At 64.6% G+C, this 25,387-nt stretch carries 25 protein-coding genes; 21 read left to right on the forward strand and 4 right to left on the reverse strand.

The window, feature by feature from the left end:
• Positions 1–15: 15 nt before the first annotated feature.
• The gene (gene map / locus HV793_RS12255) at positions 16–837 is read right to left on the reverse strand and encodes a type I methionyl aminopeptidase (protein WP_119451964.1); all 822 of its coding nucleotides are present in this window, start codon (positions 835–837) and stop codon (positions 16–18) included.
• An 846-nt stretch (positions 838–1,683) separates the two neighbouring features.
• Between map and rpsB the strand changes: the two genes are divergently transcribed.
• The 18 genes from rpsB (at position 1,684) to HV793_RS12345 (ending at position 18,567) form a co-directional block, all read left to right on the forward strand.
• A complete protein-coding gene (gene rpsB, locus HV793_RS12260) occupies positions 1,684–2,433 on the forward strand; it encodes a 30S ribosomal protein S2 (RefSeq protein WP_054456717.1) in 750 nt (249 codons plus the stop codon).
• A gap of 178 nt (positions 2,434–2,611) precedes the next feature.
• Positions 2,612–3,490, forward strand: a complete 879-nt coding sequence (gene tsf / locus HV793_RS12265; protein ID WP_119451963.1) for a translation elongation factor Ts — start codon at positions 2,612–2,614, stop codon at positions 3,488–3,490.
• A 97-nt stretch (positions 3,491–3,587) separates the two neighbouring features.
• Complete coding sequence (gene pyrH / locus HV793_RS12270; RefSeq protein ID WP_013393440.1) at positions 3,588–4,304, forward strand: UMP kinase; 717 nt, start codon at positions 3,588–3,590, stop codon at positions 4,302–4,304.
• Between the two features lie 15 nt (positions 4,305–4,319).
• Complete coding sequence (gene frr / locus HV793_RS12275; protein WP_054456719.1) at positions 4,320–4,880, forward strand: ribosome recycling factor; 561 nt, start codon at positions 4,320–4,322, stop codon at positions 4,878–4,880.
• Positions 4,881–5,059: 179 nt separating this feature from the next.
• Positions 5,060–5,824, forward strand: coding sequence for a polyprenyl diphosphate synthase (gene uppS / locus HV793_RS12280; RefSeq protein WP_054456720.1), 765 nt, complete (start codon positions 5,060–5,062; stop codon positions 5,822–5,824).
• Between the two features lie 53 nt (positions 5,825–5,877).
• The gene (locus tag HV793_RS12285; protein WP_175213241.1) at positions 5,878–6,735 is read left to right on the forward strand and encodes a phosphatidate cytidylyltransferase; all 858 of its coding nucleotides are present in this window, start codon (positions 5,878–5,880) and stop codon (positions 6,733–6,735) included.
• Positions 6,732–7,931: a 1-deoxy-D-xylulose-5-phosphate reductoisomerase gene (locus HV793_RS12290; protein ID WP_175162960.1), complete on the forward strand. Its 1,200-nt coding sequence runs from the start codon at positions 6,732–6,734 to the stop codon at positions 7,929–7,931. The genes HV793_RS12285 and HV793_RS12290 overlap by 4 nt, the downstream gene beginning before the upstream one ends.
• 56 nt (positions 7,932–7,987) lie before the next feature.
• Positions 7,988–9,319 carry an RIP metalloprotease RseP gene (rseP, locus tag HV793_RS12295; RefSeq protein WP_175213242.1) on the forward strand — a complete coding sequence of 444 codons (1,332 nt, stop codon included), beginning with the start codon at positions 7,988–7,990 and terminating at the stop codon, positions 9,317–9,319.
• A gap of 53 nt (positions 9,320–9,372) precedes the next feature.
• Positions 9,373–11,706: an outer membrane protein assembly factor BamA gene (bamA, locus tag HV793_RS12300; RefSeq protein WP_175213243.1), complete on the forward strand. Its 2,334-nt coding sequence runs from the start codon at positions 9,373–9,375 to the stop codon at positions 11,704–11,706.
• 109 nt (positions 11,707–11,815) lie between these two features.
• Positions 11,816–12,376 (forward strand): OmpH/Skp family outer membrane protein, encoded by a 561-nt coding sequence (locus tag HV793_RS12305; RefSeq protein WP_054456725.1) that lies wholly within the window; start codon positions 11,816–11,818, stop codon positions 12,374–12,376.
• A gap of 17 nt (positions 12,377–12,393) precedes the next feature.
• Positions 12,394–13,491, forward strand: coding sequence for a UDP-3-O-(3-hydroxymyristoyl)glucosamine N-acyltransferase (gene lpxD / locus HV793_RS12310; protein WP_118933669.1), 1,098 nt, complete (start codon positions 12,394–12,396; stop codon positions 13,489–13,491).
• A 70-nt stretch (positions 13,492–13,561) separates the two neighbouring features.
• On the forward strand, positions 13,562–14,017 hold the full coding sequence (fabZ, locus tag HV793_RS12315; protein WP_008167730.1) for a 3-hydroxyacyl-ACP dehydratase FabZ: 456 nt from the start codon (positions 13,562–13,564) through the stop codon (positions 14,015–14,017).
• Positions 14,018–14,812 carry an acyl-ACP--UDP-N-acetylglucosamine O-acyltransferase gene (lpxA, locus tag HV793_RS12320; RefSeq protein ID WP_125470835.1) on the forward strand — a complete coding sequence of 265 codons (795 nt, stop codon included), beginning with the start codon at positions 14,018–14,020 and terminating at the stop codon, positions 14,810–14,812.
• Complete coding sequence (gene lpxB / locus HV793_RS12325; RefSeq protein ID WP_175213244.1) at positions 14,809–16,005, forward strand: lipid-A-disaccharide synthase; 1,197 nt, start codon at positions 14,809–14,811, stop codon at positions 16,003–16,005. The genes lpxA and lpxB overlap by 4 nt, the downstream gene beginning before the upstream one ends.
• The gene (gene rnhB / locus HV793_RS12330) at positions 15,992–16,600 is read left to right on the forward strand and encodes a ribonuclease HII (RefSeq protein ID WP_370127902.1); all 609 of its coding nucleotides are present in this window, start codon (positions 15,992–15,994) and stop codon (positions 16,598–16,600) included. Before lpxB ends, rnhB begins: the two co-directional genes overlap by 14 nt.
• On the forward strand, positions 16,597–17,385 hold the full coding sequence (locus HV793_RS12335; protein ID WP_175213245.1) for a TrmH family RNA methyltransferase: 789 nt from the start codon (positions 16,597–16,599) through the stop codon (positions 17,383–17,385). Before rnhB ends, HV793_RS12335 begins: the two co-directional genes overlap by 4 nt.
• A gap of 134 nt (positions 17,386–17,519) precedes the next feature.
• Positions 17,520–17,990 carry a DUF2846 domain-containing protein gene (locus HV793_RS12340; RefSeq protein WP_054456731.1) on the forward strand — a complete coding sequence of 157 codons (471 nt, stop codon included), beginning with the start codon at positions 17,520–17,522 and terminating at the stop codon, positions 17,988–17,990.
• Positions 17,991–18,087: 97 nt separating this feature from the next.
• Positions 18,088–18,567 (forward strand): DUF2846 domain-containing protein, encoded by a 480-nt coding sequence (locus HV793_RS12345; RefSeq protein ID WP_054456732.1) that lies wholly within the window; start codon positions 18,088–18,090, stop codon positions 18,565–18,567.
• A gap of 51 nt (positions 18,568–18,618) precedes the next feature.
• On the opposite strand, the gene ppsR is transcribed toward HV793_RS12345, so the two are convergent.
• Entirely contained in the window at positions 18,619–19,446 is an 828-nt protein-coding gene (gene ppsR, locus HV793_RS12350) for a posphoenolpyruvate synthetase regulatory kinase/phosphorylase PpsR (protein WP_042793329.1), read from the reverse strand.
• 181 nt (positions 19,447–19,627) lie between these two features.
• Here ppsR and ppsA point away from each other — a divergent pair, with 181 nt between their 5' ends.
• The gene (gene ppsA / locus HV793_RS12355; RefSeq protein ID WP_054456733.1) at positions 19,628–21,994 is read left to right on the forward strand and encodes a phosphoenolpyruvate synthase; all 2,367 of its coding nucleotides are present in this window, start codon (positions 19,628–19,630) and stop codon (positions 21,992–21,994) included.
• A 72-nt stretch (positions 21,995–22,066) separates the two neighbouring features.
• On the opposite strand, the gene HV793_RS12360 is transcribed toward ppsA, so the two are convergent.
• Both HV793_RS12360 and HV793_RS12365 read right to left on the reverse strand, forming a co-directional pair.
• Entirely contained in the window at positions 22,067–22,909 is an 843-nt protein-coding gene (locus tag HV793_RS12360; RefSeq protein ID WP_054456734.1) for a bifunctional transcriptional activator/DNA repair enzyme AdaA, read from the reverse strand.
• A 101-nt stretch (positions 22,910–23,010) separates the two neighbouring features.
• On the reverse strand, positions 23,011–23,748 hold the full coding sequence (locus HV793_RS12365; protein WP_054456735.1) for a glutamine amidotransferase: 738 nt from the start codon (positions 23,746–23,748) through the stop codon (positions 23,011–23,013).
• Positions 23,749–23,917: 169 nt separating this feature from the next.
• On the opposite strand from HV793_RS12365, the gene HV793_RS12370 reads away from it, so the two are divergent.
• Entirely contained in the window at positions 23,918–24,352 is a 435-nt protein-coding gene (locus tag HV793_RS12370; RefSeq protein WP_054456736.1) for an NfeD family protein, read from the forward strand.
• A 100-nt stretch (positions 24,353–24,452) separates the two neighbouring features.
• The gene (locus HV793_RS12375) at positions 24,453–25,379 is read left to right on the forward strand and encodes an SPFH domain-containing protein (RefSeq protein ID WP_054456873.1); all 927 of its coding nucleotides are present in this window, start codon (positions 24,453–24,455) and stop codon (positions 25,377–25,379) included.
• The last annotated feature ends 8 nt before the right edge of the window (positions 25,380–25,387 follow it).

Below are 25,387 nucleotides of genomic sequence, written 5' to 3' on the forward strand. Positions count from 1 at the left end.
GGCTAAGGTTGTGTGTCAGACGGCTGGGATGACCAGGGGTTCGGTGACGAAGGCGGGCGGCTTGGGCATCCCCGGCGACAGGGTCAACACTTCGTAGCCGGTCTCGGTGACACAGACAGCATGCTCCCATTGGGCCGACAGGCTGTGGTCGCGGGTGACGACCGTCCAGCCGTCGGACAGCTGGCGGATCTCGCGGCGGCCCGCATTGATCATCGGTTCAATGGTGAACAGCATGCCCGTCGTCAGCTTCACGCCCGTACCCGGCTTGCCATAGTGCAGCACCTGCGGGTCTTCGTGGAAGCGCTGGCCGATGCCGTGGCCGCAGAACTCGCGCACCACTGAAAAGCCGTTGGCCTCGGCGTGCTTCTGGATCGCGTTGCCGATGTCGCCCAACGTGGCCCCGTTTTTCACCTGCTGGATGCCCTTCCACATGCACTCGAAGGTGATCTCGGTCAGGCGGCGCGACAATATGGATTGTTCGCCCACTGCGTACATGCGGCTGGTGTCGCCGAACCAGCCATCCTTGATGATGGTGACGTCGATATTCAGCGAATCGCCGTTTTTCAACACCTTGTCGCCCGGGATGCCATGGCAGACCTGGTGGTTGACCGAGGTACAGATGGCGCCGGGGAAGGGCGGGTACCCCGGGGGCGCATAGCCCACCGTGGCCGATTTCACGCCCAGCTCATCGGTCAGGTACTCCAGGCAGAGGCGGTCCAGCTCTCCGGTGGTGACCCCTGGCTTGACGTGCGGCGTGATGAAATCGAGGACTTTGGCCGCATCCTGGCAGGCGGCGCGCATCTTGGCCAGGTCGGCTTGATTGGTGATAGTGCCCATGGAATAGCTTAGCGATGTCTCGCTTGAATGTCTGCTTGAAAGAATAGTAGAATTATAGGCTTCCCTAAAATTTTGGGGAGCAATCGGGTTACGGCAAAGGCCGAACCCGGCGGGTGCAGGCAGCGGAACCGATGTCACGCAAACCCGGCAGGTAGTCTGGCAGCAGGTCCTTTCATAGTGATCGGCGGCGCGCCCTGAAGTTTCACCGCAAGCGAAGGTTGTGGAGCGAAATCGGGCAGGTCGTTGGTTCCGTGGGTGGGCACGCAGGCAGGAAACCAGTCGGGCGGGCGGAGCGGCGGCAAATCCGATGCAGGCGCCAGGCTGGGGACGCGGCGTGCTTGTAAGCCCGGTCATGTTTTAGAGCGGCGATGCAGGCTCAGGGTTTGGACTCGGTATGGATGTCGGCTTAAGTTCTTGAAAACGTTCGCGTTTTCTTAAGAAATGCCCCGATGGTCTGATGCGCGGTCGAACTGAAGCCAGGGTGTGACAACCCCGCGCTTGAACGCGAAGAGCTGGATTTTCCAGAGCTGGATTTCGCCGCCAACAAAACAGGTCCGGGTGCGCTTTCGGGAAACCGCCGGAAACTTCCAGGAAATTCCTGGTGGGTCTGGAAAAGCGCCTGCAAGCATGCGGTGCAAGGCTCTTGGTCGTGGCGGCCGTCTGGGTTTATCGCGGCAGCGTAGTAGAAGGCGCCCCAGGGCGTCGCAGTTATTGCGGCAGTGATCGGTCGGCCCGGTTAAAATTTTGTCATCCCGCATTTGCGGGAAATCGCGCGCAACACCACCCAGGGTGTCAGCCAGAGGCTGATGCAGGTGCGGCGCAAGAAATCAACCCTTGGAGAAAGTTATGTCTTTGATGCGCGAAATGCTGGAAGCGGGTGTCCACTTTGGTCACCAGACCCGCTACTGGAACCCCAAGATGGCCCCCTTCATCTTCGGCCATCGCAACAAGATTCACATCATCAACCTGGAAAAGACGGTTGATAAGTACCAGGAAGCCACCAAGTTCGTGAAGCAGCTGGCTGCTCGCGGCGGCAACATCCTGTTCGTCGGCACCAAGCGCGCTGCTCGCGAGCTGGTCGCCGCTGAAGCCTCCCGTTGCGGCATGCCCTTCGTCGACGCCCGCTGGCTCGGCGGCATGCTGACCAACTTCAAGACGGTCAAGACCTCGGTCAAGCGCCTGAAGGACATGGAAGCCGTGGTCGCCGAAGGCGGCGCCGAGCGCATGATCAAGAAGGAAGGCCTGCTGTTCCAGCGCGAACTGGAAAAGCTGAACAAGTCGATCGGCGGCATCAAGGACATGAACGGTCTGCCTGACGCCATTTTCGTGATCGACGTCGGCTACCACAAGATCGCCATCGCCGAAGCCAAGACCCTGGGTATCCCCGTGGTCGCCGTGGTTGACACCAACCACTCGCCCGAAGGCATCGACTACGTCATCCCCGGCAACGACGACTCGGCCAAGGCCATCGCGCTGTACGCCAAGGGCATCGCCGACGCCGTGCTGGAAGGCCGCGAACAGAACCTGAACGGTCTGGTCGAAGAACTGGGCGAAGGCCAGGAAGAGTTCGTCGAAGTGCAGGACAACCAGGCCTAAGCCTGTTGTCATGTCCGGCGGTTAGCGTCTGGGAGCGGTGCCGAAATCGGTCCGCTCCCGCCTCGCCGGCAATGCGAAGGTGGGCTCCCATCTTCCTGATCCGCTAGTCGCGGATGTCCCATCGAATCAAACCACTGTCCCGGTTTCCCGGGGCATGTTCTAGCAAATTGGAGCAAACATGGCTGAAATTACCGCTGCCCTGGTCAAGGAACTGCGCGAAAAGACCGACGCGCCCATGATGGAGTGCAAGAAGGCCTTGACGGAAGCCGAGGGCGACCTGGCCCGCGCCGAGGAAATCCTGCGCGTCAAGCTGGGCAACAAGGCCAGCAAGGCTGCCGCCCGCGTCACCGCTGAAGGCCTGATCGGTCTGTTCATCTCCGCCGACGCCAAGAAGGGCGCCGTCATCGAAATCAACTGCGAAACCGACTTCGTCGCCAAGAACGACGACTTCGTCGGCTTCGTGAACAAGCTGGCCGAGCTGGTCGCCACGCAAAACCCCGCCACCGTGGAAGCCCTGTCGGCGCTGCCCTACGGCGATGGCACGGTCGAAAGCACCCGTACCGCCCTGATCGGCAAGATCGGCGAAAACATCTCGATCCGCCGCTTCGAGCGCATCGAGACCCCGAACTCGCTGGCCAGCTACGTGCACGGCGGCAAGATCGGCGTGCTGGTCGAATACACCGGCGCGGAAGAAGTGGGCAAGGACCTGGCGATGCACATCGCCGCCACCAAGCCCAAGGCCCTGAACGCCGACGGCGTGAACCCCGCCGACATCGCCGCCGAACGCTCGGTCGCCGAACAGAAGGCTGCCGAATCGGGCAAGCCGGCTGACATCGTCGCCAAGATGGTCGAAGGCTCGGTCGCCAAGTTCCTGAAGGAAGTCACCCTGCTGTCGCAGCCGTTCGTCAAGAGCGACAAGCACAGCGTTGAGCAGATGCTCAAGGAAAAGGGCGCTTCGATCAGCAAGTTCGTGCTGTTCGTTGTCGGCGAAGGTATCGAGAAGAAGACCAGCGATTTCGCCGCTGAGGTCGCCGCTGCCGCCGCCGGCCGCGCCTGACCCAGGGTAGTGCTTAAGGGCCGGCGCTAGATTAAATTCTAGTCCGGCCTATTTCTTGTCTTACACTTTCGTCGGATTGTTCTTCGGGATATCACCTATGAGCAGCAGAGCATACAAACGGGTTCTTCTCAAACTTTCCGGCGAGGCGCTGATGGGCGACGATGCATTTGGCATCAACCGCTCCACCATCGTCCGCATGACCGATGAGGTCGCTGAAGTCGCCGCCACGGGCGTCGAGCTGGCCATCGTCATCGGCGGGGGCAATATTTTCCGTGGCGTCGCCCCGGGCGCGCAGGGCATGGACCGCGCAACCGCCGACTACATGGGCATGATGGCCACCATCATGAACGCGCTTGCGCTGCAAGACGCGCTCAAGCACAAGGGTGTCGACACCCGCGTGCAATCGGCCTTGAACATCGATCAGGTCGTCGAGCCGTACATCCGCCCGAAGGCGCTGCGCTACCTCGAAGAGGGCAAGGTCGTCATCTTTGCGGCAGGTACCGGCAACCCCTTCTTCACCACGGACACGGCCGCTGCGTTGCGCGGCGCCGAGATCGGGGCGGAGATCGTGCTGAAGGCCACCAAGGTCGACGGCATCTACAGCGCGGATCCCAACAAGGATCCCACCGCCACGCGTTACTCGCGCATCAGCTTCGACGAAGCGATCGTCCGCCGGCTGGAAGTCATGGACGCCACCGCCTTTGCGCTGTGCCGTGACCAGAAGCTGCCGATCAAAGTGTTTTCGATCAATAAGTCCGGCGCCCTCAAGCGGGTCGTCAGCGGCGAAGACGAAGGCACCTTGGTACACGTCTAAAGAAAAGGAAATTCCATGAGCGTCGCAGAAATCCGCAAATCCGCCGAAGCCAGGATGGCCAAGTCGCTTGACACGCTCAAGACCAACCTGGCCAAGATCCGCACGGGCCGCGCCCATACCGGCATCCTGGACCACGTGCAGGTCGAGTACTACGGCTCGCCCGTGCCGATCAGCCAGGTTGGCAACGTGAACCTCGTGGACGCCCGCACCATCAGCGTGCAGCCCTACGAGAAGAGCATGGCCTCCGCGATCGAAAAGGCGATCCGCGAATCGGACCTGGGCCTGAACCCCATGTCGATGGGCGACACCATCCGCGTGCCGATGCCCGCGCTGACCGAAGAGCGCCGCCGCGACCTGACCAAGGTTGTCCGCAGCGAAGGCGAGGACGCCAAGGTGGCCGTGCGCAACCTGCGCCGCGAAGCCAACGAAGCGCTGAAGAAGCTGGTCAAGGACAAGGAAATCTCCGAGGACGACGAACGCCGTTCGCAGGACGACGTCCAGAAACTGACCGATCGCAGCGTGGCCGAAATCGACAAGATGGTTACGCAGAAAGAAGCGGAAATCATGACCGTATAATTCCTGGATGCCGTCAGGGTGATAGGCTAGTCCGTATCCCCCTGGCGACCAGGATATCCTGCCTGAGCGCCGTCCTGTCCATTGGTTCGCAGCATTGCTGCTTAGCGGTGGAACGACGGCGCAGGCTTTTCTTCACGTAGTTCCGTTTTCGCCGTTTCACCGCGCGCAACCCCAGACCAATGGCAACCAGTTCGACCCAGGCGGTTCCCGCTACCCGCGACATTCCCGAGCACGTCGCCATCATCATGGATGGCAATGGCCGGTGGGCGACGAGGCGGCTGCTTCCGCGCACTGCGGGCCATGCCAAGGGCGTGCAGGCGGTGCGGCGCGTGGTCGAGGCGTGCGGGCGCGCCGGCGTGCGCTATCTGACGCTGTTCGCCTTCAGTTCCGAGAACTGGCGCCGCCCGGCCGAGGAAGTGTCGCTGCTCATGCGCTTGTTCGTGCAGGCGCTGGAGCGCGAGATCGGCAAGCTGGAAGAGCAGGGCGTGCGTCTGCACGTCATCGGCGACCTGTCGGCCTTCGAGCCCCGTTTGCAAGAGCTGATCTTCGCGGCGCAGGAGCGCACGGCCCACAACGACCGCCTGCACCTGACGGTTGCTGCCAACTATGGCGGACGCTGGGACATCCTTCAGGCCACCCGCGCCATGCTGGCCGCCGAGCCCGCACTGGCCACGCAGCCCCAGTTGGTGGACGAGGAGCGCCTGGCGCGCCATCTGTCCATGGCCTGGGCGCCAGAACCCGACCTGTTCATCCGCACCGGCGGCGAACAGCGCATTTCCAATTTCCTGATCTGGCAGATGGCTTACGCGGAGTTCTACTTCACGGACCGCTACTGGCCGGATTTCGGCGCCGCCGAGCTCGCGGCCGCCTTTGACTGGTACCGCACGCGCGAACGCCGTTTCGGCCGTACCAGCGCGCAACTCAGCGAAAACGGCGCGAAATAAAACGGACGGCGACTAGCGCGTCTTTCCAGGGCTGTACACGAGGAGACCGTCATATGTTGGGCCAGCGTATCGTTACCGCAGTCGTTCTGTTGGCCGTTCTGGCTGCCGCGATGATCAGCGCGAACCCCTGGTGGTTCGTTGCGCTTCTGGCTCTGGCGGCCGCCTGCGCCAATTGGGAGTGGCTCCGCCTGACCTTGCCGCAACCGCCTTCCCCTCTCATTGCCGTCGGCGTTGCCGTCCTGCTGTTCGCGGGCATGCTGGCGTTGGCCTCCGCATGGCTCGCGGGACAGAATGCCGGAATCGCAAATCCCGTCTGGGTGCTGCGCTACGTAGTGCCGGCGGTGGCCGCGGTCTGGCTGTTCGGCGGCCTGACGGCGGTGGTGCGCGGGCGTTCCGATGCGCCTCCCGCCAGTGTGGGCTGGTCGATTTTCTCCGTGCCCGCGGCGTTTGCCGCCTGGGCCGTGCTGGCGCAGATGTTCGTGGCGCATGGAGCCGGTTTCGTAGTGTCGCTGCTGGCGCTGGTCTGGGTCGCCGATATCGCCGCTTATTTTGCCGGCAGAGCCTTCGGCAAGCGTAAACTGGCCCCGCGGGTCAGCCCGGGCAAAACGATCGCAGGCGCGGTCGCTGGCGTCCTGGGGGCGGTGGTCTGGATCGGTCTTTCCAGCCTGTGGGAAGGCACGTACGGCCACGCGCTGGTCGAGCGCTGGACCTTCTGGCTGGCGCTGCCCATTGCCGCTGTGCTTGGCGTGCTGTCGATCGTGGGCGACCTGTTCGAATCGCTGCTCAAGCGGCGCGCCGGACGCAAGGATTCCAGCACGCTGCTGCCTGGCCACGGCGGGGTCTATGACCGCATCGACGCGATTCTCCCGGTCGCGCCGTTTGCGCTACTTTTGTCTGGAGTGTTGTTTTGACGGCTTTTCAACGCGTCGTCGTGCTGGGATCGACCGGTTCGATCGGTGAAAGCACGCTGGATGTGATCGCCCGCCACCCCGAGCGCCTGGCGGTTTATGCGCTGTCGGCGTACAGCCAGATGGCGCGCCTGGCGGAGCAGGCACAGGCCAGCCGCGCCGCGGTCGTGGTGGTGCCCGACTCTGCGGCGCGCGAGAAATTCATTGCCGCATGGGCTGGCGGCCAGTCCATGCCGGAAATCCGCGTCGGCGCCCAGGCGCTGGCCGATACCGCCGCCGATCCCCAATGCGACTCCGTCATGGCGGCCATCGTGGGGGCCGCGGGCCTGCCCGCCGCCCTGGCGGCTGCCCGCAGCGGCAAGCGCGTCTTGCTGGCCAACAAGGAAGCGCTGGTTGCGGCCGGCTCGCTTTTCATGCAGGCCATACGCGACAACGGCGCCGAACTGCTGCCTATCGACAGCGAACATAACGCCATTTTCCAGTGTCTGCCTCACGGCGGACGAGCCGTCGCGCCGGATAGCCCCGCACCCGGCGTGCGCCGGCTGCTGTTGACCGCTTCCGGCGGTCCGTTCCGCGGGCGCGACCTGGAAGACCTGCACGACGTGACGCCGGCCCAGGCTTGCGCCCACCCGAACTGGAGCATGGGCCGCAAGATTTCGGTCGATTCCGCCACCATGCTCAACAAGGGGCTCGAGGTGATCGAGGCGCATTGGCTGTTCGCCATGCCTGCTGATCGCATCGAGGTGGTGGTGCACCCCCAGAGCGTGGTGCACTCCATGGTCGAGTACGACGACGGCTCCGTGCTGGCGCAGCTCGGTCAGCCCGACATGCGCACGCCCATTGCCTATGGCCTGGGCTTTCCCGAACGCCTGGACAGCGGCGTCGGCCCGCTGGATCTGACGCGGCTGGGGCGTCTGGACTTCGAGAAGCCCGATCTGGCGCGTTTTCCGTGCCTGGCCTTGTCGTTTGCGGCGCTGCGAGCCGGGCAGGGGGCCTGCGTGGCATTGAATGCCGCCAACGAGATCGCCGTGGAGGCCTTCCTGAGCGGCCGGCTGCCCTATACCTGGATTCCGCGGGTAATCGAGGCTTCCCTGGAGTGGCAGGCACGGCAAGCATCTGTTACGCTCAACAGTCTTGACGACGTGCTCGCGCTGGATTCTGACGCGCGCGTCTTCGCTGGCAACCTGGGCCTGGCCTGATGCGGGCTCGGTCGCCCGTCCGCCGGCCTCTGATTTCCTAGATTTCTTCGATTCCGATGCTTTTCACCCTGCTGGCCTTTGCGGTTGCGCTTGGCACCCTGATCATCTTCCATGAACTGGGGCACTATTGGGTGGCCCGCCTGTGTGGCGTGAAAGTGCTGCGCTTCTCGGTGGGGTTCGGCAAGGTCATCCTGCGCCGCACCGACCGCCACGGCACGGAATGGGCGGTCTCGGCGCTGCCGCTGGGCGGCTACGTCAAGATGCAGGACGATCCCCCCGCCGGCGCGAGCCCGGCGGAAGTGGCAGGGGCCTTCAATAGCAAGCCCGTCGGCCAGCGTATCGCCATCGTTGCCGCCGGCCCCATTTTCAACCTGATACTCGCGGTCTTCCTCTATGCCGGCCTGAACATGGCCGGCACCGAGGAGCCCGTGGCCGTCATCGCCCAGCCCGCGGCGGACACGCCTGCCGCGCGCGCCGGCCTGCTCTCTGGCGACCGCATCATGGCCATCGACGGCGAAGAGGTCGCCTCCTGGTCCGACGCGCGCTGGCGCCTGATGGACGTCATGGCTACTGGCGGCAGCGCCAGGATCGAGGTCAAGACCCCTGCGGGCGCCGTCCAGCAGCGTGAACTGGTCCTGCCGTCCAACACCATGGATCCGGCCGGCGGCGACCCGCTGGCCGCGGCCGGCGTGCGCCTGGCTCAGCCCAAGCCCGCAGTGCGTGTCGTCAATGATGGCGGCGAAGGGCAGGCGGCCGGCCTGCGGACGGGCGACCTCATCCTGGCCGTGAACGGCGTTCCCACCCCGGATACCGGCGCGCTGGTGCGGCAGATTCAAGAAAGCGCCGGCAAGACCCTGGCGCTTACGCTGGCGCGCGACGGCGCCAATATTTCCCTGAACGCCACGCCCCGCGCCGAGACCGTCAACGGCCAGGTGATCGGCCGCCTGGGCGTCCAGCTGGGTGGCGACGTTCCCATGGTGACCGTGCGCTATGGCGTATTCGAAAGCCTGTGGAAGGGCGCCGTGCGCACCTGGGATACCGCCTGGTTCTCGCTGCGCATGATGGGGCGCATGATCACGGGCGACGTTTCCTGGCGCAATGTCAGCGGTCCCGTGACCATCGCGGACTACGCCGGCCAGACCGCCAGAATCGGAATTGTTGCGTATATCGCTTATATCGCCTTGATCAGCATCAGCCTGGGCGTACTAAATTTGCTGCCTATTCCCATGCTGGACGGTGGCCATCTGCTGTACTATCTCGTCGAAATTGTGCGGGGTAGCCCGCCGCCAGCAAGGTGGATCGATATCGGACAGCGCGCCGGCATAGGTTTATTGGCAAGCCTGATGGGGCTTGCGCTGTTCAATGATTTCACGCGTTTGTTCACTTGAACGCGATTTAGCATAAAATCCCCCGCCATTTGCACGACCGAGGATACTCAAGGATGTCTTTTCGCCGGATGTTTCATCACAAAAAGGGTGTACTGCCGGGTTTGATCGCCGCACTGCTGGTTCCGGCCATCGCCCACGCCTTCGACCCTTTTGTCGTGCGGGATATCCGCGTAGAGGGTATTCAAAGAACTGACGCCGGCACCGTCTTCGGCTATCTCCCCGTCAAAGTGGGCGAAAAATTCACCGAAGAAGAAGCCACTGAAGCCATCCGCCGCTTGTACGGCACCGGCTTCTTCACCGACGTACAGATCCAGACGGACAACAACGTCGTCGTGGTGGTCGTGCAGGAACGCCCCACGATCGCGTCGGTGAACTTCAACGGCATGCGCGAGTTCGACTCCAAGGCCATCACCACGTCGCTGGCCCAAGTGGGCTTCGCCGAAGGCCGCATCTTCGACCGCTCCATGCTCGAGCGCGCCGAATACGAACTGAAGCAGCAGTACCTGTCCAAGGGCAAGTACGGCATCGAAGTGACCTCCACCGTGACCCCGCTGCCGCGCAACCGCGTGGGCGTGAGCTTCGACGTGTTCGAAGGCTCGGTCGCGCGCATCCAGGAAATCCGCTTCGTGGGCAACAAGGCTTTCTCGGAGAGCGACCTGCTCGACGAATTCAAGCTGACCACGCCGGGCTGGTTGACCTGGTATACCGATACCGACAAGTACTCGCGCGAAAAGCTCGAGGGCGACCTGGAGCGCCTGCGCTCCTTCTACCTGGACCAGGGCTACCTCGAATTCTCGGTCGAGCCGCCCCAGGTCACGATTTCGCCCGACCGCAAGGACATCCGGATCACGATTACCGTGCACGAAGGCGAGCCCTACAAGGTGCGCAGCGTGAAGCTGGCCGGCAACCTGCTGGGCCTGGACAAGGAAATCAACGCGCTGGTGGAAATCAAGCCGGACGAAACGTTCTCGGCCGCCAAGGCCAACGGTTCGGCCAAGGCCATCACCGACTACCTGGGTGAACTGGGCTACGCGTTTGCCAACGTCAACCCGAACCCGCAGCTGGACCGCGCCAAGCATGAGGCCGACCTGACGTTCTACGTCGATCCCAGCCGCCGCGTGTACGTCCGCCGCATCCAGATCGGCGGCAATACCCGCACGCGCGACGAAGTCGTGCGCCGCGAAATGCGCCAGCAGGAAGCCGCCTGGTACGACGCCAAGGACATCAAGGCCTCGCGCGACCGTGTCGACCGCCTGGGCTATTTCAGCGACGTCAACGTCAAGACCGATCCGGTTCCGGGTTCGCCCGACCAGGTCGACGTCAACGTCGACGTCAAGGAAAAGCCCACCGGCATGATCAACCTGGGCGTGGGTTACGGCTCGTCCGAAAAGGCCATTCTGTCTGCCGGTATCAGCGAAGACAACGTCTTTGGCAGCGGTACCAACCTGACCCTGCAACTGAACACCAGCAAGACCAACCGCGCCATCGTGCTGTCGCATACCGATCCGTACTGGACCAAGGACGGCATCAGCCGCACCACGTCCGCCTACTATCGCGTGACCGAGCCCTGGAACAACAACGACGGCGACTACCGCGTCAAGGCCATGGGCCTGGGCATGAACTTCGGCGTGCCGATCTCGGAATACGACCGGATCATGCTGGGCGCGAACGTCGAACGTAACCAGATCGACCTGTTCACCAACTCGCCGGCGGCCTACGAGAAGTTCGTCAAGGACTATGGCGACGCGACCAACTCGGTGATCTTCACCACCGGCTGGACCAAGGACACCCGCGACAGCGGCCTGGCGCCGACCAAGGGCGGGTACACCCGCCTGAAGGCCGACCTGTCGACCATCGATCTGCAGTACACGATGCTGACGGCCCAGCAGCAGTATTTCGTGCCGCTGGGCGGCTCCTACACCCTGGCCTTGAACGGCATGGTCGACTGGGGGCAGGGCTACGGCAGCAAGGATTACCCGATCATCAAGAACGTCTATGCCGGCGGTATTGGCACGGTACGCGGCTACGAGGGCTCGTCGCTGGGCCCGCGCGATACCAAGACGGGCGACTACCTGGGCGGCACGCGGCGCGTCATCGCGAACGCGCAGCTCTATCTGCCGTTCCCGGGCGCGTCGAAGGACCGCACCCTGCGCTGGTTCATTTTCTCGGACGCGGGCCAGGTTTCGGCCGGCAGCGGCCAGAGCTGCACCGGCGGCAAGCCTGGCAGCGAGGTCGAGGATCCGTGCGGCTGGCGCTTCTCGGCCGGTATCGGTCTGTCGTGGCAGTCGCCGATGGGACCGCTGCAGCTGTCCTATGCCCGTCCGCTCAATTCGAAGTCGGGCGACGACAAGCAGAGCTTCCAGTTCCAGATCGGGACTGGTTTCTAAGCGCGCCGTTACGCTTGAAAACAAGGGAGAAGAGCGCACGGCCGGCTCCCTTGCTGTTTAGTGGCACAATACACACTTTGGCTTTGCCTTACTGGAAGGTGAGATTTTCATGATGTCTGATTCCGCACTTAAAACCTCGAAATCGCTGCGCACCACGCGCCGCGGCAAACTGGGCGGCTCCATTGCCCTGGTAGGTGCGCTCATTCTCGGTTCGGCTGCTGCGATTCCCGCGCAGGCCCAAGGCACGAAGATCGGTTTCGTCAATACCGAGCGGATCCTGCGCGAGTCGGGTCCGGCCAAGGCAGCGCAAAGCAAGATCGAAGCTGAATTCAAGAAGCGCGACGACGAGCTTCAGCGCCTGAACAACAGCCTGCGTTCGCAAGCCGAGAAGTTCGACAAGGACGCGCCTGTCCTGTCGGAGTCCGATCGCGTCAAGCGCCAGCGTGAACTGTCCAACCTGGATACCGACCTGCAGCGCAAGCGCCGCGAGTTCCAGGAAGACTTCAACCGCCGCCGCAACGAAGAATTCTCGGGCATCGTGACGAAGGCCAACGACGCCATCAAGCGCATCGCCGAGCAGGAAAACTACGACCTGATCATCCAGGACGCAGTGACCGTCAACCCGCGCATCGACATCACCGACAAGGTGATCCAGAGCCTGGGCAAGTAAGCAGCACCCGTCACGTTATGCCGGTTCTACTGGATCTTGCCCGCGCGCCAACGCTGGAAACACTGTTGAGCGCCGCCAACACCCAGGGGATGGACTGGCGCATCAGCGCGGTTCCCGGCGCGGACCCCATGCGGGTCTGCGGCATCGGAACCCTGTCATCGGCGGGACGGCAGGAAATCGCTTTCCTGGCCAACCCCCGCTACCAGAGCCAGCTAGGCGCCACGCAGGCTGGCGCCGTCATCGTCTCGCCGGACGTGGCGCAGGCTCTGGAGGCCGAGGGCAACGCCCGGCCGCCGTTCGCGCTGGTCGTCTGTCAGCATCCCTATCTGCTTTACGCCCGCGTGGCGCAATGGTTCGATGCCGCGAGACGGCCCGAGTTGCCCGCGTCCACGCATCCTTCCGCGGTGGTCGCCGCTGACGCCATCATCGAAGAAGGCGTGCGCATCGGCCCGAATTGCGTCGTCGAATCCGGCGCCCGCATCGGCCGCGATACCGTGCTCGGACCTGGCTGCGTCATTGGCGCAGGCTCGTCCGTCGGCCCTGGCAGCCGGCTGTACGCCCACGTCACGCTGTACGACGGCGTCAAGGTGGGCGCACGCGCCATCATTCATAGCGGCGCTGTGCTGGGCGCGGATGGTTTCGGTTTCGCGCCGGATCCCACGCTGGGCAAGGGCGCCTGGGGCAAGATTCCCCAGCTCGGCGGCGTGACGGTCGGTGACGACGTCGAAATCGGCGCCAACACCACCGTCGACCGGGGCGCGCTGGAAGACACCGTCCTGGCCGATGGCGTCAAGCTGGACAACCAGATCATGGTGGCCCACAACTGCCGGATCGGCGCGCATACCGCGATTGCGGCCTGCGTTGGCGTGGCTGGCTCGACCACCATCGGCGAGCGCTGCACCATAGGCGGAGCGGCCATGCTGTCCGGGCACCTCACGCTGGGCGACGATGTGCATGTCTCCGGCGGCACCGCGGTGACGTCCAGCATCTCGAAGCCTGGCCGCTACACCGGGGTCTTCCCGTACGCGGAACATGGCGAATGGCAGCGCAACGCCGCCGTGATACAACAGTTGGCGCAATTGCGCCGGCGCGTGCGGACGCTGGAAAAAGATTAGGGCGGCGCATCGCCGCCCCTGGCGCGTCCGCGCCGCACAATTACTTTACTTCGCAGGAAAGCATAGAAAAATGGAACTCGACATCAAGGGGATCATGGAGAGGCTGCCGCATCGTTATCCGATGCTGCTGATTGACCGCGTCGTCGAAATGGTGCCTGGCAAGTCCATCGTGGCCATCAAGAACGTCTCGATCAATGAACCGTTTTTCAACGGCCATTTCCCGCACCACCCGGTGATGCCGGGCGTGCTCATCGTGGAAGCCATGGCTCAGGCCTCCGCCCTGTTCTCGTTCACCGACGAGAATGGCGGCCTGAAGTGCGAAGGTTCCAAGACCGCGTATTACCTGGTCGGCATCGACGGCGCGCGTTTCCGCCGCCCCGTGGTGCCGGGCGACCAGTTGCGCATCGAGGTCGAAGCCGAACGCCTGAGCCGCAGCATCTGTAAGTATCAAGCGCGCGCGACGGTGGATGGCCAGGAAGTCGCTTCGGCCAAGCTGATGTGCGCGATTCGCAGCCTGGAAGAGTAAATGGCAGGAAACATTCACCCCACCGCCGTCGTTGATCCGGCGGCAAAGCTCGACCCGACCGTCGTGGTCGGTCCGTTCGCGACCATCGGTCCCAACGTGACCATAGGCGCGGGCACCGAGATCGGCCCGTACTGCATGGTGGACGGGGTGACGACCATCGGGCGCGACAACCGTTTCTACCGGTACTGCTCGATTGGCGGCATGCCGCAGGACAAGAAGTACCAGGGCGAGCCTACCCGCCTGGAAATCGGCGACCGCAATACGTTCCGGGAATTCGTCACGCTCAACACGGGCACCGTGCAGGACGGCGGCGTTACGACGATTGCCGACGACAACTGGGTCATGGCGTACGTGCACGTTGCACACGATTGCCACATCGGCAGCAACACCATCCTGGCCAATTCGGTGCAGCTGGGCGGCCACGTCCACGTTGGCGATTGGGCCATCGTGGGCGGCCTGACCGGCGTGCACCAGTTTTCGCGCATCGGCGCGCACAGCATGACGGGCGGCAACAGCTCCCTGATGCAGGACACGCCGCCGTTCGTGCTGGCTGCGGGCAATCCGTGCCGTCCGGTGGGCGTCAACGTCGAAGGACTGAAGCGCCGCGGCTTTACGGCCGCCGACATTGCGGCGCTGCGCGACGCCTACAAGATCATCTACCGCCGGGGCCTGTCCCTGGACGCGGCGCGGGCCGAACTGCGCGCCCGCCAGCAGGCGGAGCCCGAGGTCGCCCCGCACCTGCAGACCATGCTCGACTTCCTGGACGTCGCGAGCCGCGGCATCATCCGTCCATGAACGCTCGGATCGGCATGGTGGCCGGCGAGCCTTCGGGCGACCTGCTGGCCGGTCGCATCATTGCCGGTCTGCAAGCGCGCGACGCCGGCGTGCGCTGCGAGGGTATCGGCGGGCCGCAAATGCAGGCCCGCGGCTTCGATACCTGGCACCCCATGCATGCCTTGACCGTGTTCGGCTATGTCGACGCGCTCAAGCGCCTGCCCAGCCTGCTTGGCACCTATCGCGACGTCAAGCGGCGCTGGTTGGCGCAGCCGCCCGACGTGTTCGTCGGTATCGATGCGCCGGACTTCAATCTGCGGCTGGAACACCAGTTGCGCCAGGCGGGCACGCCCACCGTGCATTTCGTCGGACCGTCGATCTGGGCCTGGCGCTATGAGCGGATCCATAAGATCCGCGAGTCGGTGTCGCACATGCTGGTGCTGTTCCCGTTCGAGGAAGAGATCTACCGCAAGGAAGGCATTCCGGTCACCTATGTGGGCCATCCGCTGGCTGGCGCCGTGCCCATGCAGCCCGACCGCGCCGCGGCGCGCGAGCGTCTGGGCATCGACCAGAATGCGCGCGTGCTGGCGATCCTGCCGGGTAGCCGCTCGTCGGAGATCCGTCTGCTGGCGCCGCGCTTCCTGCAAGCCGCGCAGATCCTGCAGAAGAAGGATCCGGCCCTGCAATGCGTCGTCCCCATGGTCAACGACCAGCGGCGCGCGGAGTTCCAGGCCATCCTGGCCCAACACCCCGTGCCTGGACTGCGCTGCGTCACCGCGAACGATCTGCACGGCGAGGGCGGAGAGCGCCAGGCGCCCGTGGCCTGGTCCGTCATGGAAGCGGCCACGGCAGTGCTGGTGGCCAGCGGCACCGCCACCCTGGAAACGGCGCTGTACAAGCGGCCCATGGTGATTTCCTACGTGCTGTCGCCCTGGATGCGCCGCATCATGGCCTGGAAGTCCGGCCAGCAGCGTCCCTACCTGCCCTGGGTGGGGTTGCCGAACGTACTGCTGCGCGATTTTGCCGTGCCGGAGCTGCTGCAGGACGACGCCACGCCCGAGAAACTCGCGGAGGCGGCCTGGACGTCCCTGACCGACGACGCGGGCAGGGCGCGCATCGAAGCCCGCTTTACCGCCCTGCATCAGGAGCTGCTGCGCGACACGCCCGCGCTGGCTGCGCAGGCGATCCTGGAGGTGGCCGGTGGAGCAGCCTGACCTGTTCGCGGCTCCTGAACAGCCCGTCATGATCACGGCAGGCGTGGACGAGGCGGGCCGCGGCCCGCTGGCGGGCGCCGTGTACGCGGCGGCGGTCATTCTGGATCCGGCGCGGCCCATCGCGGGCCTGGCGGATTCCAAGGTGCTCAAGGCTGCCACGCGCGAGGCGCTGGCGCTCGAGATCCAGGAATTTGCCGTGGCCTGGTGCATCGCCAGCGCCAGCGTGGCCGAGATCGACAGCATGAACATCCTGCGCGCCACGATGCTGGCGATGCAGCGCGCGGTGCAGGGCTTGTCCACCTTGCCGCAGCTGGCGCTGGTGGATGGCAACCAGGCTCCCAAGCTCGGCTGCACCGTGCAGACCGTCATCAAGGGCGACGCCCTGGTGCCCGCGATTTCCGCGGCTTCCATTCTTGCCAAGACCGCGCGCGATGCAGACCTGCTGCGCCTGCATGCCCTGTATCCCCAATATGCCTTCGATCAGCACAAGGGTTATGGCACCCCGCTGCATCTGGAGATGCTGCGCGAGCACGGCCCCTGCGCCGAACATCGGCGCAGCTTCGCCCCCATCAAGGCCTTCGGCCTGACTTCATGAAGCACATCAGTTCTCGCGACAATCCCGCAGTCAAGGCGCTGGCCAAGCTGGCCGGCACGGCGGGCAAGCGCGGCGCGCCGGTGCTGCTGGATGGCGTCCACCTGTGCCAGGCCTGGCTGCAGCATCACGGCGCGCCCGATCAGGCCATCTTCGATGTGGAGCGCTTGTCCCAGCCCGACATAGCGGCGCTTGCGGCCGCTGTGCCGGACCGCGACTGCCTGGCCCTGGACGCGCGCTTGATGCAGTCCCTGGCAGCCGTGGAAAGCGGGCAGGGCGTGGCCTTTCAGGTGACGCCGCCGGTTCTGGACTTGCCTGACGCTGTGGACGAGAACTGCGTGCTGTTCGACCGCATCCAGGATCCCGGCAATGTCGGCACGTTGCTGCGCACCTGCGCCGCAGCGGGAGTGAAGCGCGTCTTCCTGGCCACGGGCACGGCCGCGGCCTGGTCTCCCAAGGTGCTGCGCAGCGGCCAGGGCGCCCATTTCGCCTTGGCCATCCACGAACACGTGGATCTGGCTGCCTTGCTGCCGCGGCTGAAGGTGCCGATGGTGGCGACCGCGCTGGACGGCGCGCGCGATCTGTACGAAGGCTTGTTGCCGGAACGTTGCGCCTGGGTGTTCGGCCACGAAGGCCAGGGCGTGGCCGCGGAGCTGATTGCCGCCGCCAGCCTCAAGGTGCGTATTCCGCACGACATGGTGGCGGTGGAATCGCTCAATGTGGGCGCCGCAGCCGCGATCTGCCTTTTCGAGCAGCGGCGCCAGGCTTTGCGCGGCAAGCCGGACTGAACGCCGATCTGCCCTTCGTTTCGCCGCTTTTCCGCGGATTGCGGGCACCGTCCCCTGTTTATACTGCCCCGTTTGCCCGAGCCGGAGCGGTCCTGAGCCGCGTCTGGCGGCCGGGATCCGATCAAGGACGGGACATGAAAAGCTGGATCAAATCGAGTCTTGCCGCGCTGGGCGCGGCGGTGTTGCTTTCTGCGTGCGCCGGTCCCCGGTATGGCGATGTGGCGGACCGCATCCCGGCGCTGGAGGCTGCGGAAGGCCGGATTTACTTCTACCAGCCCGTGACGTCCAACGGCGACAAGGTCGCGCAGCCCGCGATCCTGGTCGACGGCCGCAAGGTCGGTCGCTCCAAATCCGGTCGTTTCTTCTTCGTGGACCGCGCGCCCGGCGAGGTGGAAGTGATCACCGCCACTGACCGCAAGGAGCGCAAGGACGCGCTCAAGGTTCCGCTGGCCGCCGGGCAGACCCAATACGTGCGCGTCGATATTGCGGGCGGCAGGCAGGTCCTGAGATTGGAGGGCTCCGCTGACGTAGCCGTGCAGGCGATGTCTGACCTGCGCTATTGGGGTGCGGGACGCCGCGAGCGCGAGCCGCTGCGCTATGAGTAAAATTACAATATGTAGTGTTTAAATTCATTCACATACTTTCGCGCCTGGACCAATCATGTTGGGTGGCCAGCGGGATCGGCAAATCGGAGAAGACGGAATGAAGCGCAGGTTCAAGATGGTGGCTGCCGCCGTGCTGGGCGCGGCCTTGTTGGCAGGTTGCGGCGGACCCCGGTACAAGGACGTCGCCAGCACCATCCCCATGATGGTGCCGGAAACGGGGCGGATCTACTTCTACCAGCCGCCGGCGCCGGTTGGCGTGGTGTCGGCCCAGCCATACCTGCGCGTGAACGGCGTCAAGGTCGGCCGTTCCAAGCCGGGCAGCTTCTTTTACGTGAACCGGCCTGCCGGCCAGTACGTGGTCGACACCTTGCGCGACGACGAACAACTGTCGTTCACGCTGGCCCCGGGCCAGACCCGTTACGTGCGCTTGAGCATCGAAGGCGTGAGCGGCAATTCGTCCAATATGGGTCGCCAGGACATGCGCCTGGAAGACTCGGAGGCGACCGCCCAACAGGAAATGGGACCGCTGAAGTACTGGGGCGCGGGCTCGCGCGAACGCGTCAAGCTGCGTCCCTGATCCGGAGCACGTTGCAGGAAAGGGCGCGCCATGGGCGCGCCCTTGTCGTTTTCAGCCCCGGTCCAGGCCGACTTCCTGCAGCACCGTCGTGGCGATCTCCTCGATCGATTTGGTGGTGCTGGACAGCCAGGAAATGCCCTCGCGGCGCATCATGCGTTCGGCCTCGGCCACTTCGTAGCGGCATTGCTCCAGCTGCGCGTAGCGGCTGTTGGGGCGGCGCTCGTTGCGGACTTCGGCCAGGCGCTCGGGCTGGATCGACAGGCCGAACAGCTTGCCGCGGTGCGGGGCGATGGTCGAAGGCAGGGTGCCGCGCTCGAAATCGTCCGGCGTCAGCGGGAAGTTGGCGGCCTTGATGGCGTATTGCATGGCCAGGTACAGGCTGGTGGGCGTCTTGCCGCAGCGCGATACGCCGACCAGGATCACGTCCGCCTGGTCCAGCTGGTTGACGAACTGGCCGTCGTCATGCGCCAGGCTGAAGTTGATGGCGTCGATGCGGTTGCGGTATTTTTCCGAATTGGCCTGCATGTGCGAGCGGCCGATGGAATGGCTGGACTTCAGGCCCAGCGCCTGCTCGATGTGGCTGACGAAAGTGCCAAACAGGTCCAGGAAAACGCCGTTCGCCTGCCGAACGCGTGCCAGGATATCCGGATTGACCAGGGTGCTGAACACGATCGGGGGAACACCGGCCTCCTGGGCGCTGCGATCGATGCGCATGGCCACTTCCGCGGCCTTTTCCAGCGTGTCGACAAAGGGCAGGCGGACAGGCTTGAAATTGACCTCTTCAAACTGCGAAAGCACTGACTGGCTGAAGGTTTCTGCGGTGATGCCGGTACTGTCGGAAACGATGTATACCGTGCGTACGATCGGGGTAGATGTCATGTGTAAAAAATTCCAACCAGGCAGATGGCCGGACGCACTCCACCGAGTACAATCAGGCCCCTATAAGTCACCCCAAGGGCGGTCCAAGGCCAGTTTGGTCAGCGCGTAAATCGGGGCTGTGATCCAGCTTTCCGACGCATTGACCAAACTCGCTTTCATTCCATTGTAAAAGGTGACTTCAATGTCGTACGTTGTTTTGTTCGAGCAGCTCCGCATGACGGACGTGGACTCGGTAGGAGGCAAGAACGCATCACTAGGTGAAATGATCAGCCAGCTGTCTGGCGCGGGTGTCCGCGTGCCGGGCGGCTTTGCCACGACCGCTGATGCTTTCCGCGACTTCCTCAAGGCCTCCGGCCTGGACAAGCGCATCGCCGAACGCCTGACCACGCTGAACCCCGAAGACGTGCGCGAACTGGCCAACGCCGGCTCGCAGATCCGTCAATGGATCATCGACGCGCCGTTCTCGCCCGAGTTCGAATCGCAGATCCGTACCGCCTTTGCCAAGCTCGACGCTGATGGCAAGGGCTCGTTCGCCGTGCGCTCCTCCGCCACCGCCGAAGACCTGCCCGACGCTTCGTTCGCCGGCCAGCAGGAAACCTTCCTGAACGTCGTCGGCATCGACGACGTGCTGGACAAGATCCGCCACGTGTTCGCGTCGCTGTACAACGACCGCGCCATTTCCTATCGCGTGCACAAGGGCTACGCCCACGCCGACGTCGCGCTGTCGGCCGGCATCCAGCGCATGGTGCGTTCCGACAAGGGCAGCGCCGGCGTCATGTTCACCATCGACACGGAATCGGGCTTCCAGGACGTGGTCTTCATCACCTCGTCCTACGGCCTGGGCGAAACGGTGGTGCAGGGCGCGGTCAACCCCGACGAGTTCTACGTCTTCAAGCCGACGCTGGCCCAGGGCCACTACCCGATCGTGGGTCGTCGCATCGGCTCCAAGCTGATCAAGATGGAGTTCGATCCCGAGCGTCCCGAAGGCCGCGCCGTGCGCACGGTCGACGTGCCGGTGTCCGAGCGCAACCGCTATTCGCTGACCGACGACGAGGTCAACGAGCTGGCTCGCTACGCCGTCATCATTGAAAAGCACTACGGCCGCCCGATGGACATCGAGTGGGGCCGCGACGGCATCGACGGCAAGATCTACATCCTGCAGGCGCGTCCGGAAACGGTGAAGTCGCAGCAGGGCGCCAACGACGTGCAGCAGCGCTACCGCCTGAAGGCCACCGGCCAGGTCCTGATCACCGGCCGCGCGATCGGCCAGAAGATCGGCGCGGGTCCGGTGCGCGTGGTCGGCGACATCTCCGACATGGACAAGGTCCAGCCCGGCGACGTTCTGGTCACCGACATGACGGATCCCAACTGGGAGCCCGTGATGAAGCGCGCCTCGGCCATCGTCACCAACCGCGGCGGCCGCACCTGCCACGCGGCGATCATCGCGCGCGAGCTGGGCATTCCGGCAGTCGTGGGCTGCGGCAACGCGACCGACCTGCTCAAGGAAGGCCAGGCCGTGACCGTGTCTTGCGCCGAGGGCGACGAAGGCCGCATCTATGACGGCCTGATCGAAACCGAAGTGGAAGAAGTGCGTCGCGGCGACATGCCCCCCATCGATCTGAAGATCATGATGAACGTGGGCAACCCGCAGCTGGCTTTCGACTTCGCGCAGATCCCCAACGGCGGCGTGGGCCTGGCCCGCCTGGAATTCATCATCAACAACAACATCGGCATCCACCCCAAGGCGGTGCTGGACTACCCGAACGTTGATGGCGAACTGAAGAAGGCCGTGGAATCGGCCGCTCGCGGCCATGCCAGCCCGCGCGCCTTCTTCGTCGAGAAGATGGCCGAAGGCGTGGCGACCATCGCCGCCGCCTTCTACCCCAAGCCCGTCATCGTGCGCATGTCGGACTTCAAGTCCAATGAGTACCGCAAGCTGGTCGGCGGTTCGCGCTACGAGCCCGAGGAAGAAAACCCCATGCTGGGCTTCCGCGGCGCGTCGCGCTACATCGCCGAGGACTTCGCCGAGTGCTTCCGCATGGAATGCGAAGCGCTCAAGAAGGTGCGCGATGAAATGGGCCTGACCAACGTCGAGATCATGGTGCCCTTCGTCCGCACCCTGGGCCAGGCGGCCAAGGTCGTGGACCTGCTGGCCAAGCACGGCCTGGCGCGCGGCGAAAACGGCCTGAAGCTCATCATGATGTGCGAAGTGCCGTCCAACGCCATCCTGGCCGACGAATTCCTGCAGTACTTCGACGGCTTCTCGATCGGTTCGAACGACATGACCCAGCTGACGCTGGGCCTGGATCGCGATTCGGGTATGGAGCTGCTGGCCGCCGACTTCGACGAACGCGACGAGGCCGTGAAGTTCATGCTGCGCCGCGCGATCAAGGCTTGCCTGGCCGCCAACAAGTACGTGGGCATCTGCGGCCAAGGCCCCAGCGATCACCCGGACTTCGCGCAATGGCTGAAGGAAGAGGGCATCCTGTCGATGTCGCTCAACCCGGACACCGTTGTCGATACCTGGCAGCGCCTGGCCAAGAGCTGATCGGTTTGCCGATGTGAAAACCCCGCGCCTGCAAGGGCGCGGGGTTTTTTTATGCGTGCAGGCGGGAAAGGGCTACGCCGCCAGCGCTTCGCGCGCAATCAGTTCGCGCTTGCGGTCTATGCCCCAGCGGTAGCCAGCCAGCGAGCCATCCGTGCGCACCACCCGGTGGCAGGGAATGGCCAGCGCGATGTTGTTGGTGGCGCAGGCGCGGGCCACGGCGCGCACGGCGCGTGGGGAGCCGATGCGTTCGGCGATGTCGGTATAGGTGGCGGTTTCACCCACGGGGATCTCGCGCAGGGCTTGCCATACCTGGCGCTGGAAGGCCGTGCCGCGCACATCCAGGGGCAGGTCCAGGCCGCGAGAGGGGTCTTCGACGAAGCCCACCACGGCCGCCACCCAGCCTTCGAATTGCGCGTCCGCGCCGATCAGGCGGGCGGCCTTGAAGCGGTCCTGCAGGTTGCGCACCAATTGTTCCGGGTCTTCGTGCAGCGCGATTTCACAGATGCCGGTATCGCTCGCCGCCACCAGCAGCGCTCCCAGGGAGCATTGCGCCACCGCGAAGCGGATATCCACGCCCTCGCCACTCTTGCGAAAGGCGGTGGGCGTCATGCCCAGGATGGCGGGGGCGGCTTCGTAGAAGCGGCCGCTGGAATTGAAGCCGGCGTCGTACATGGCGTCCGTGACGCTCGCGCTCTGCTTCAGATGCTGGCGGGCGCGGCTGGCGCGCAGGGCGTCGGCGTAGGCCTTGGGGGTGATGCCGGTGGCCGCCTTGAAGACGCGGTGGAAATGGAAGCGGCTCATGCCGGCCTGTTCGGCCAGGGTGGACAAATCCGGCGGCTGCTCGGCTTCCAGGGCGCGGCAGGCGCGCTCGATGGCGGCGGCGTGCTGTTTGCTCAGGGCGGCGGCTTGGTTCATGAAAAAGCTCCTGTTGCGCGTGGATTCGCGCGCTTGGACCCATCGTCTCAAAAGCCTTCCGCCGCCGCACTCCGTATATTGCGCGGTGGCCGCGCAGGGCGCTACGCGGGTGCGTAGGCGTCCAGAAAGCGCCGCAGGAGACCGCCCGCGACGGGCGTGGCGCGGACATTGGCGGACAGCCCCGGGACGTCGAGATTTTCAGCCGCATAGCGGCGGCCGAAGCGTTCCAGATGGGCGCGGATGAAGTCAGGGCCGAATTCGGGATGGAACTGGGTCGAGAACACGTTGCGGCCGATGCGGATCATCTGGTGTTCGTCCAGGTCCGAGCGCGCCAGCACGGCGGCGCCAGGCGGCGGCTGCAGCACGGTCTGCGCATGCAGCATCTGGGCGGGGAAGGTGGACGGCAGTCCGGCCAGCAGCTTGTCGCCGGCCGCGGGCGGCAGCAGTTCCACGGTCTGGGTGCCGACTTCGCGCCCGGCGGGGTTGTAGCCGACCTTGCCGCCCAGCGCGTAGGCCAGCAACTGATGGCCGTAGCAGACGCCGAACATGGGCAGGCCGGCTGCGGCGGCTTCGCGCAGCCAGGCGGCGGTGTCCTCGCTCCAGGGTTCCTTGTCGGTCACCATGGCGGGCGAACCCGTGATCAGCGCGGCGCGATAACGGGCGGGAGCCTGCGGCCGCTTGCCTTCATGGACGGGCACGATTTCCATGGCCTCGGCGGTCAGGCCGGCGGCCTGCGCGAGTTGTTCGGCATAGCCGCCGAACTGGCTTTTGAGCGTGTCGTCCGGATCGCCGGTGTGCAGGATCAGGACGGGGAGAGCGGTGGGTATTGCAGCGGTCATTGGGGGCTTGTGCGTAAAGGATGCGGGCGCCGGGTTCCAGGGGGAGATCCACCGCCAGCGCACATCATAATCCAGCCCTCCGATCCGTGATGAAAGGCGCTTTTCCGTTCCGTCCCGGAAATACGTACAATTCCGCTCAGAGACTCATCCTTTCGGGCGAACGAAGACTATGTGGATTTGGCTGGGATTGGCTGCGCTGGCCCTGATCGGGGAATTGGCGACCGGCACTTTCTATCTGCTGCTGGTGGCCCTGGGGCTGGCGGCCGGGGGCGTGGCCGCATGGTTCGGCGCAGGCCTGGAATGGCAACTGGTAGGCTGCGGCATCGTGCTGCTGCTGGGTTTGCTGGTGCTGCGCAAGACCCGCGTGCTGAAAAAGCGCGAGGTCGATTCCGCCCGCAATGCCGACGTCAACCTGGACATCGGCCAGACGGTGTCGGTAGAAGCCTGGTCCGACCAGGGCACCGCGCGCGTCTGGTACCGCGGCGCGCACTGGCAGGCGGAGCTGGCCCAGGGCCAGCCGCCCGTGGCCGGAGAACAAACCATCATCGAAATGCGCGGCTCGATCCTGGTGCTGGCCCCCAGGGGCGTGCCGGGTTCGGTCTGACGAAGGCCATCCCGCCGCGGGCGGGACCGGCTGCGGGCGTCCGCAAGGTCCGGACGTTTCCCGCATATGTATTTACCAGAAGGAGAGGCTCCGAATCATGATGATCGATACATCCACCATCGTCCTGCTCGTCATCGTCGCGCTGGCGATACTGATAGTCATCAAGGCGATCGCCATCGTGCCTCAGCAGCACGCCTGGGTGGTCGAGCGCCTGGGCAAGTTCGACCGGGTCCTGTCGCCCGGCGCGGGCTTCGTCATTCCGTTCATCGAGCGCGTGTCGTACAAGCACTCGCTCAAGGAAATCCCGCTGGACGTGCCCAGCCAGGTTTGCATCACGCGCGACAACACGCAGCTGCAGGTCGACGGCGTGCTGTACTTCCAGGTGACCGATCCGATGCGCGCGTCGTATGGCTCGTCGAACTACATCTCGGCCATTACCCAGCTGGCGCAGACGACCCTGCGTTCGGTCATCGGCAAGATGGAACTGGACCGCACCTTCGAAGAGCGCGACTCCATCAACAGCAACATCGTCTCTTCGCTGGACGAGGCGGCGCTGAATTGGGGCGTGAAGGTGCTGCGCTACGAGATCAAGGACTTGACGCCGCCCAACGAGATCCTGCGCGCGATGCAGGCGCAGATCACCGCCGAACGTGAAAAGCGCGCGCTGATCGCGGCCTCGGAAGGCCGCCGCCAGGAACAGATCAATATCGCCACCGGCGAGCGCGAAGCCGCCATCGCCCGTTCCGAAGGCGAGAAGCAGGCCCAGATCAACCAGGCCCAGGGCGAGGCCGCCGCGGTGCTGGCGATCGCCGAGGCCACCGCCAAGGCCATCACCCAGGTGGCGGACTCCGTGCGCCAGCCGGGCGGCATGGAAGCGGTGAACCTGAAGGTGGCCGAGCGCTACGTCGAGGCCTTCGGCAATGTCGCCAAGGAAGGCAACACCTTGATCCTGCCGGCGAACCTGGCGGACGTGGGCGGCATGATCGCTTCCGCCATGACTATCGTGAAGTCCACCCGCAACAGCTGATAACCGCG

This window comes from Achromobacter aegrifaciens (assembly GCF_902859965.1).
GTDB classification, from domain to species: Bacteria; Pseudomonadota; Gammaproteobacteria; order Burkholderiales; family Burkholderiaceae_B; genus Achromobacter; species Achromobacter aegrifaciens.

Excerpts from the sequence above, each read along its gene's own strand:
- HV793_RS12370 (WP_054456736.1), top strand. The coding sequence starts at position 23,918 with ATGTGGATTTGGCTGGGATTGGCTGCGCTGGCCCTGATCGGGGAATTG.
- frr (WP_054456719.1), top strand. The coding sequence starts at position 4,320 with ATGAGCGTCGCAGAAATCCGCAAATCCGCCGAAGCCAGGATGGCCAAG.
- fabZ (WP_008167730.1), top strand. The coding sequence starts at position 13,562 with ATGGAACTCGACATCAAGGGGATCATGGAGAGGCTGCCGCATCGTTAT.
- pyrH (WP_013393440.1), top strand. The coding sequence starts at position 3,588 with ATGAGCAGCAGAGCATACAAACGGGTTCTTCTCAAACTTTCCGGCGAG.
- HV793_RS12305 (WP_054456725.1), top strand. The coding sequence starts at position 11,816 with ATGATGTCTGATTCCGCACTTAAAACCTCGAAATCGCTGCGCACCACG.
- lpxA (WP_125470835.1), top strand. The coding sequence starts at position 14,018 with ATGGCAGGAAACATTCACCCCACCGCCGTCGTTGATCCGGCGGCAAAG.
- map (WP_119451964.1), bottom strand. The coding sequence starts at position 837 with ATGGGCACTATCACCAATCAAGCCGACCTGGCCAAGATGCGCGCCGCC.
- HV793_RS12340 (WP_054456731.1), top strand. The coding sequence starts at position 17,520 with ATGAAAAGCTGGATCAAATCGAGTCTTGCCGCGCTGGGCGCGGCGGTG.
- HV793_RS12285 (WP_175213241.1), top strand. The coding sequence starts at position 5,878 with ATGTTGGGCCAGCGTATCGTTACCGCAGTCGTTCTGTTGGCCGTTCTG.
- HV793_RS12375 (WP_054456873.1), top strand. The coding sequence starts at position 24,453 with ATGATCGATACATCCACCATCGTCCTGCTCGTCATCGTCGCGCTGGCG.
- lpxD (WP_118933669.1), top strand. The coding sequence starts at position 12,394 with ATGCCGGTTCTACTGGATCTTGCCCGCGCGCCAACGCTGGAAACACTG.
- bamA (WP_175213243.1), top strand. The coding sequence starts at position 9,373 with ATGTCTTTTCGCCGGATGTTTCATCACAAAAAGGGTGTACTGCCGGGT.
- HV793_RS12345 (WP_054456732.1), top strand. The coding sequence starts at position 18,088 with ATGAAGCGCAGGTTCAAGATGGTGGCTGCCGCCGTGCTGGGCGCGGCC.
- tsf (WP_119451963.1), top strand. The coding sequence starts at position 2,612 with ATGGCTGAAATTACCGCTGCCCTGGTCAAGGAACTGCGCGAAAAGACC.
- rpsB (WP_054456717.1), top strand. The coding sequence starts at position 1,684 with ATGTCTTTGATGCGCGAAATGCTGGAAGCGGGTGTCCACTTTGGTCAC.
- HV793_RS12335 (WP_175213245.1), top strand. The coding sequence starts at position 16,597 with ATGAAGCACATCAGTTCTCGCGACAATCCCGCAGTCAAGGCGCTGGCC.
- lpxB (WP_175213244.1), top strand. The coding sequence starts at position 14,809 with ATGAACGCTCGGATCGGCATGGTGGCCGGCGAGCCTTCGGGCGACCTG.
- uppS (WP_054456720.1), top strand. The coding sequence starts at position 5,060 with ATGGCAACCAGTTCGACCCAGGCGGTTCCCGCTACCCGCGACATTCCC.
- rseP (WP_175213242.1), top strand. The coding sequence starts at position 7,988 with ATGCTTTTCACCCTGCTGGCCTTTGCGGTTGCGCTTGGCACCCTGATC.
- HV793_RS12365 (WP_054456735.1), bottom strand. The coding sequence starts at position 23,748 with ATGACCGCTGCAATACCCACCGCTCTCCCCGTCCTGATCCTGCACACC.
- HV793_RS12360 (WP_054456734.1), bottom strand. The coding sequence starts at position 22,909 with ATGAACCAAGCCGCCGCCCTGAGCAAACAGCACGCCGCCGCCATCGAG.
- ppsA (WP_054456733.1), top strand. The coding sequence starts at position 19,628 with ATGTCGTACGTTGTTTTGTTCGAGCAGCTCCGCATGACGGACGTGGAC.
- ppsR (WP_042793329.1), bottom strand. The coding sequence starts at position 19,446 with ATGACATCTACCCCGATCGTACGCACGGTATACATCGTTTCCGACAGT.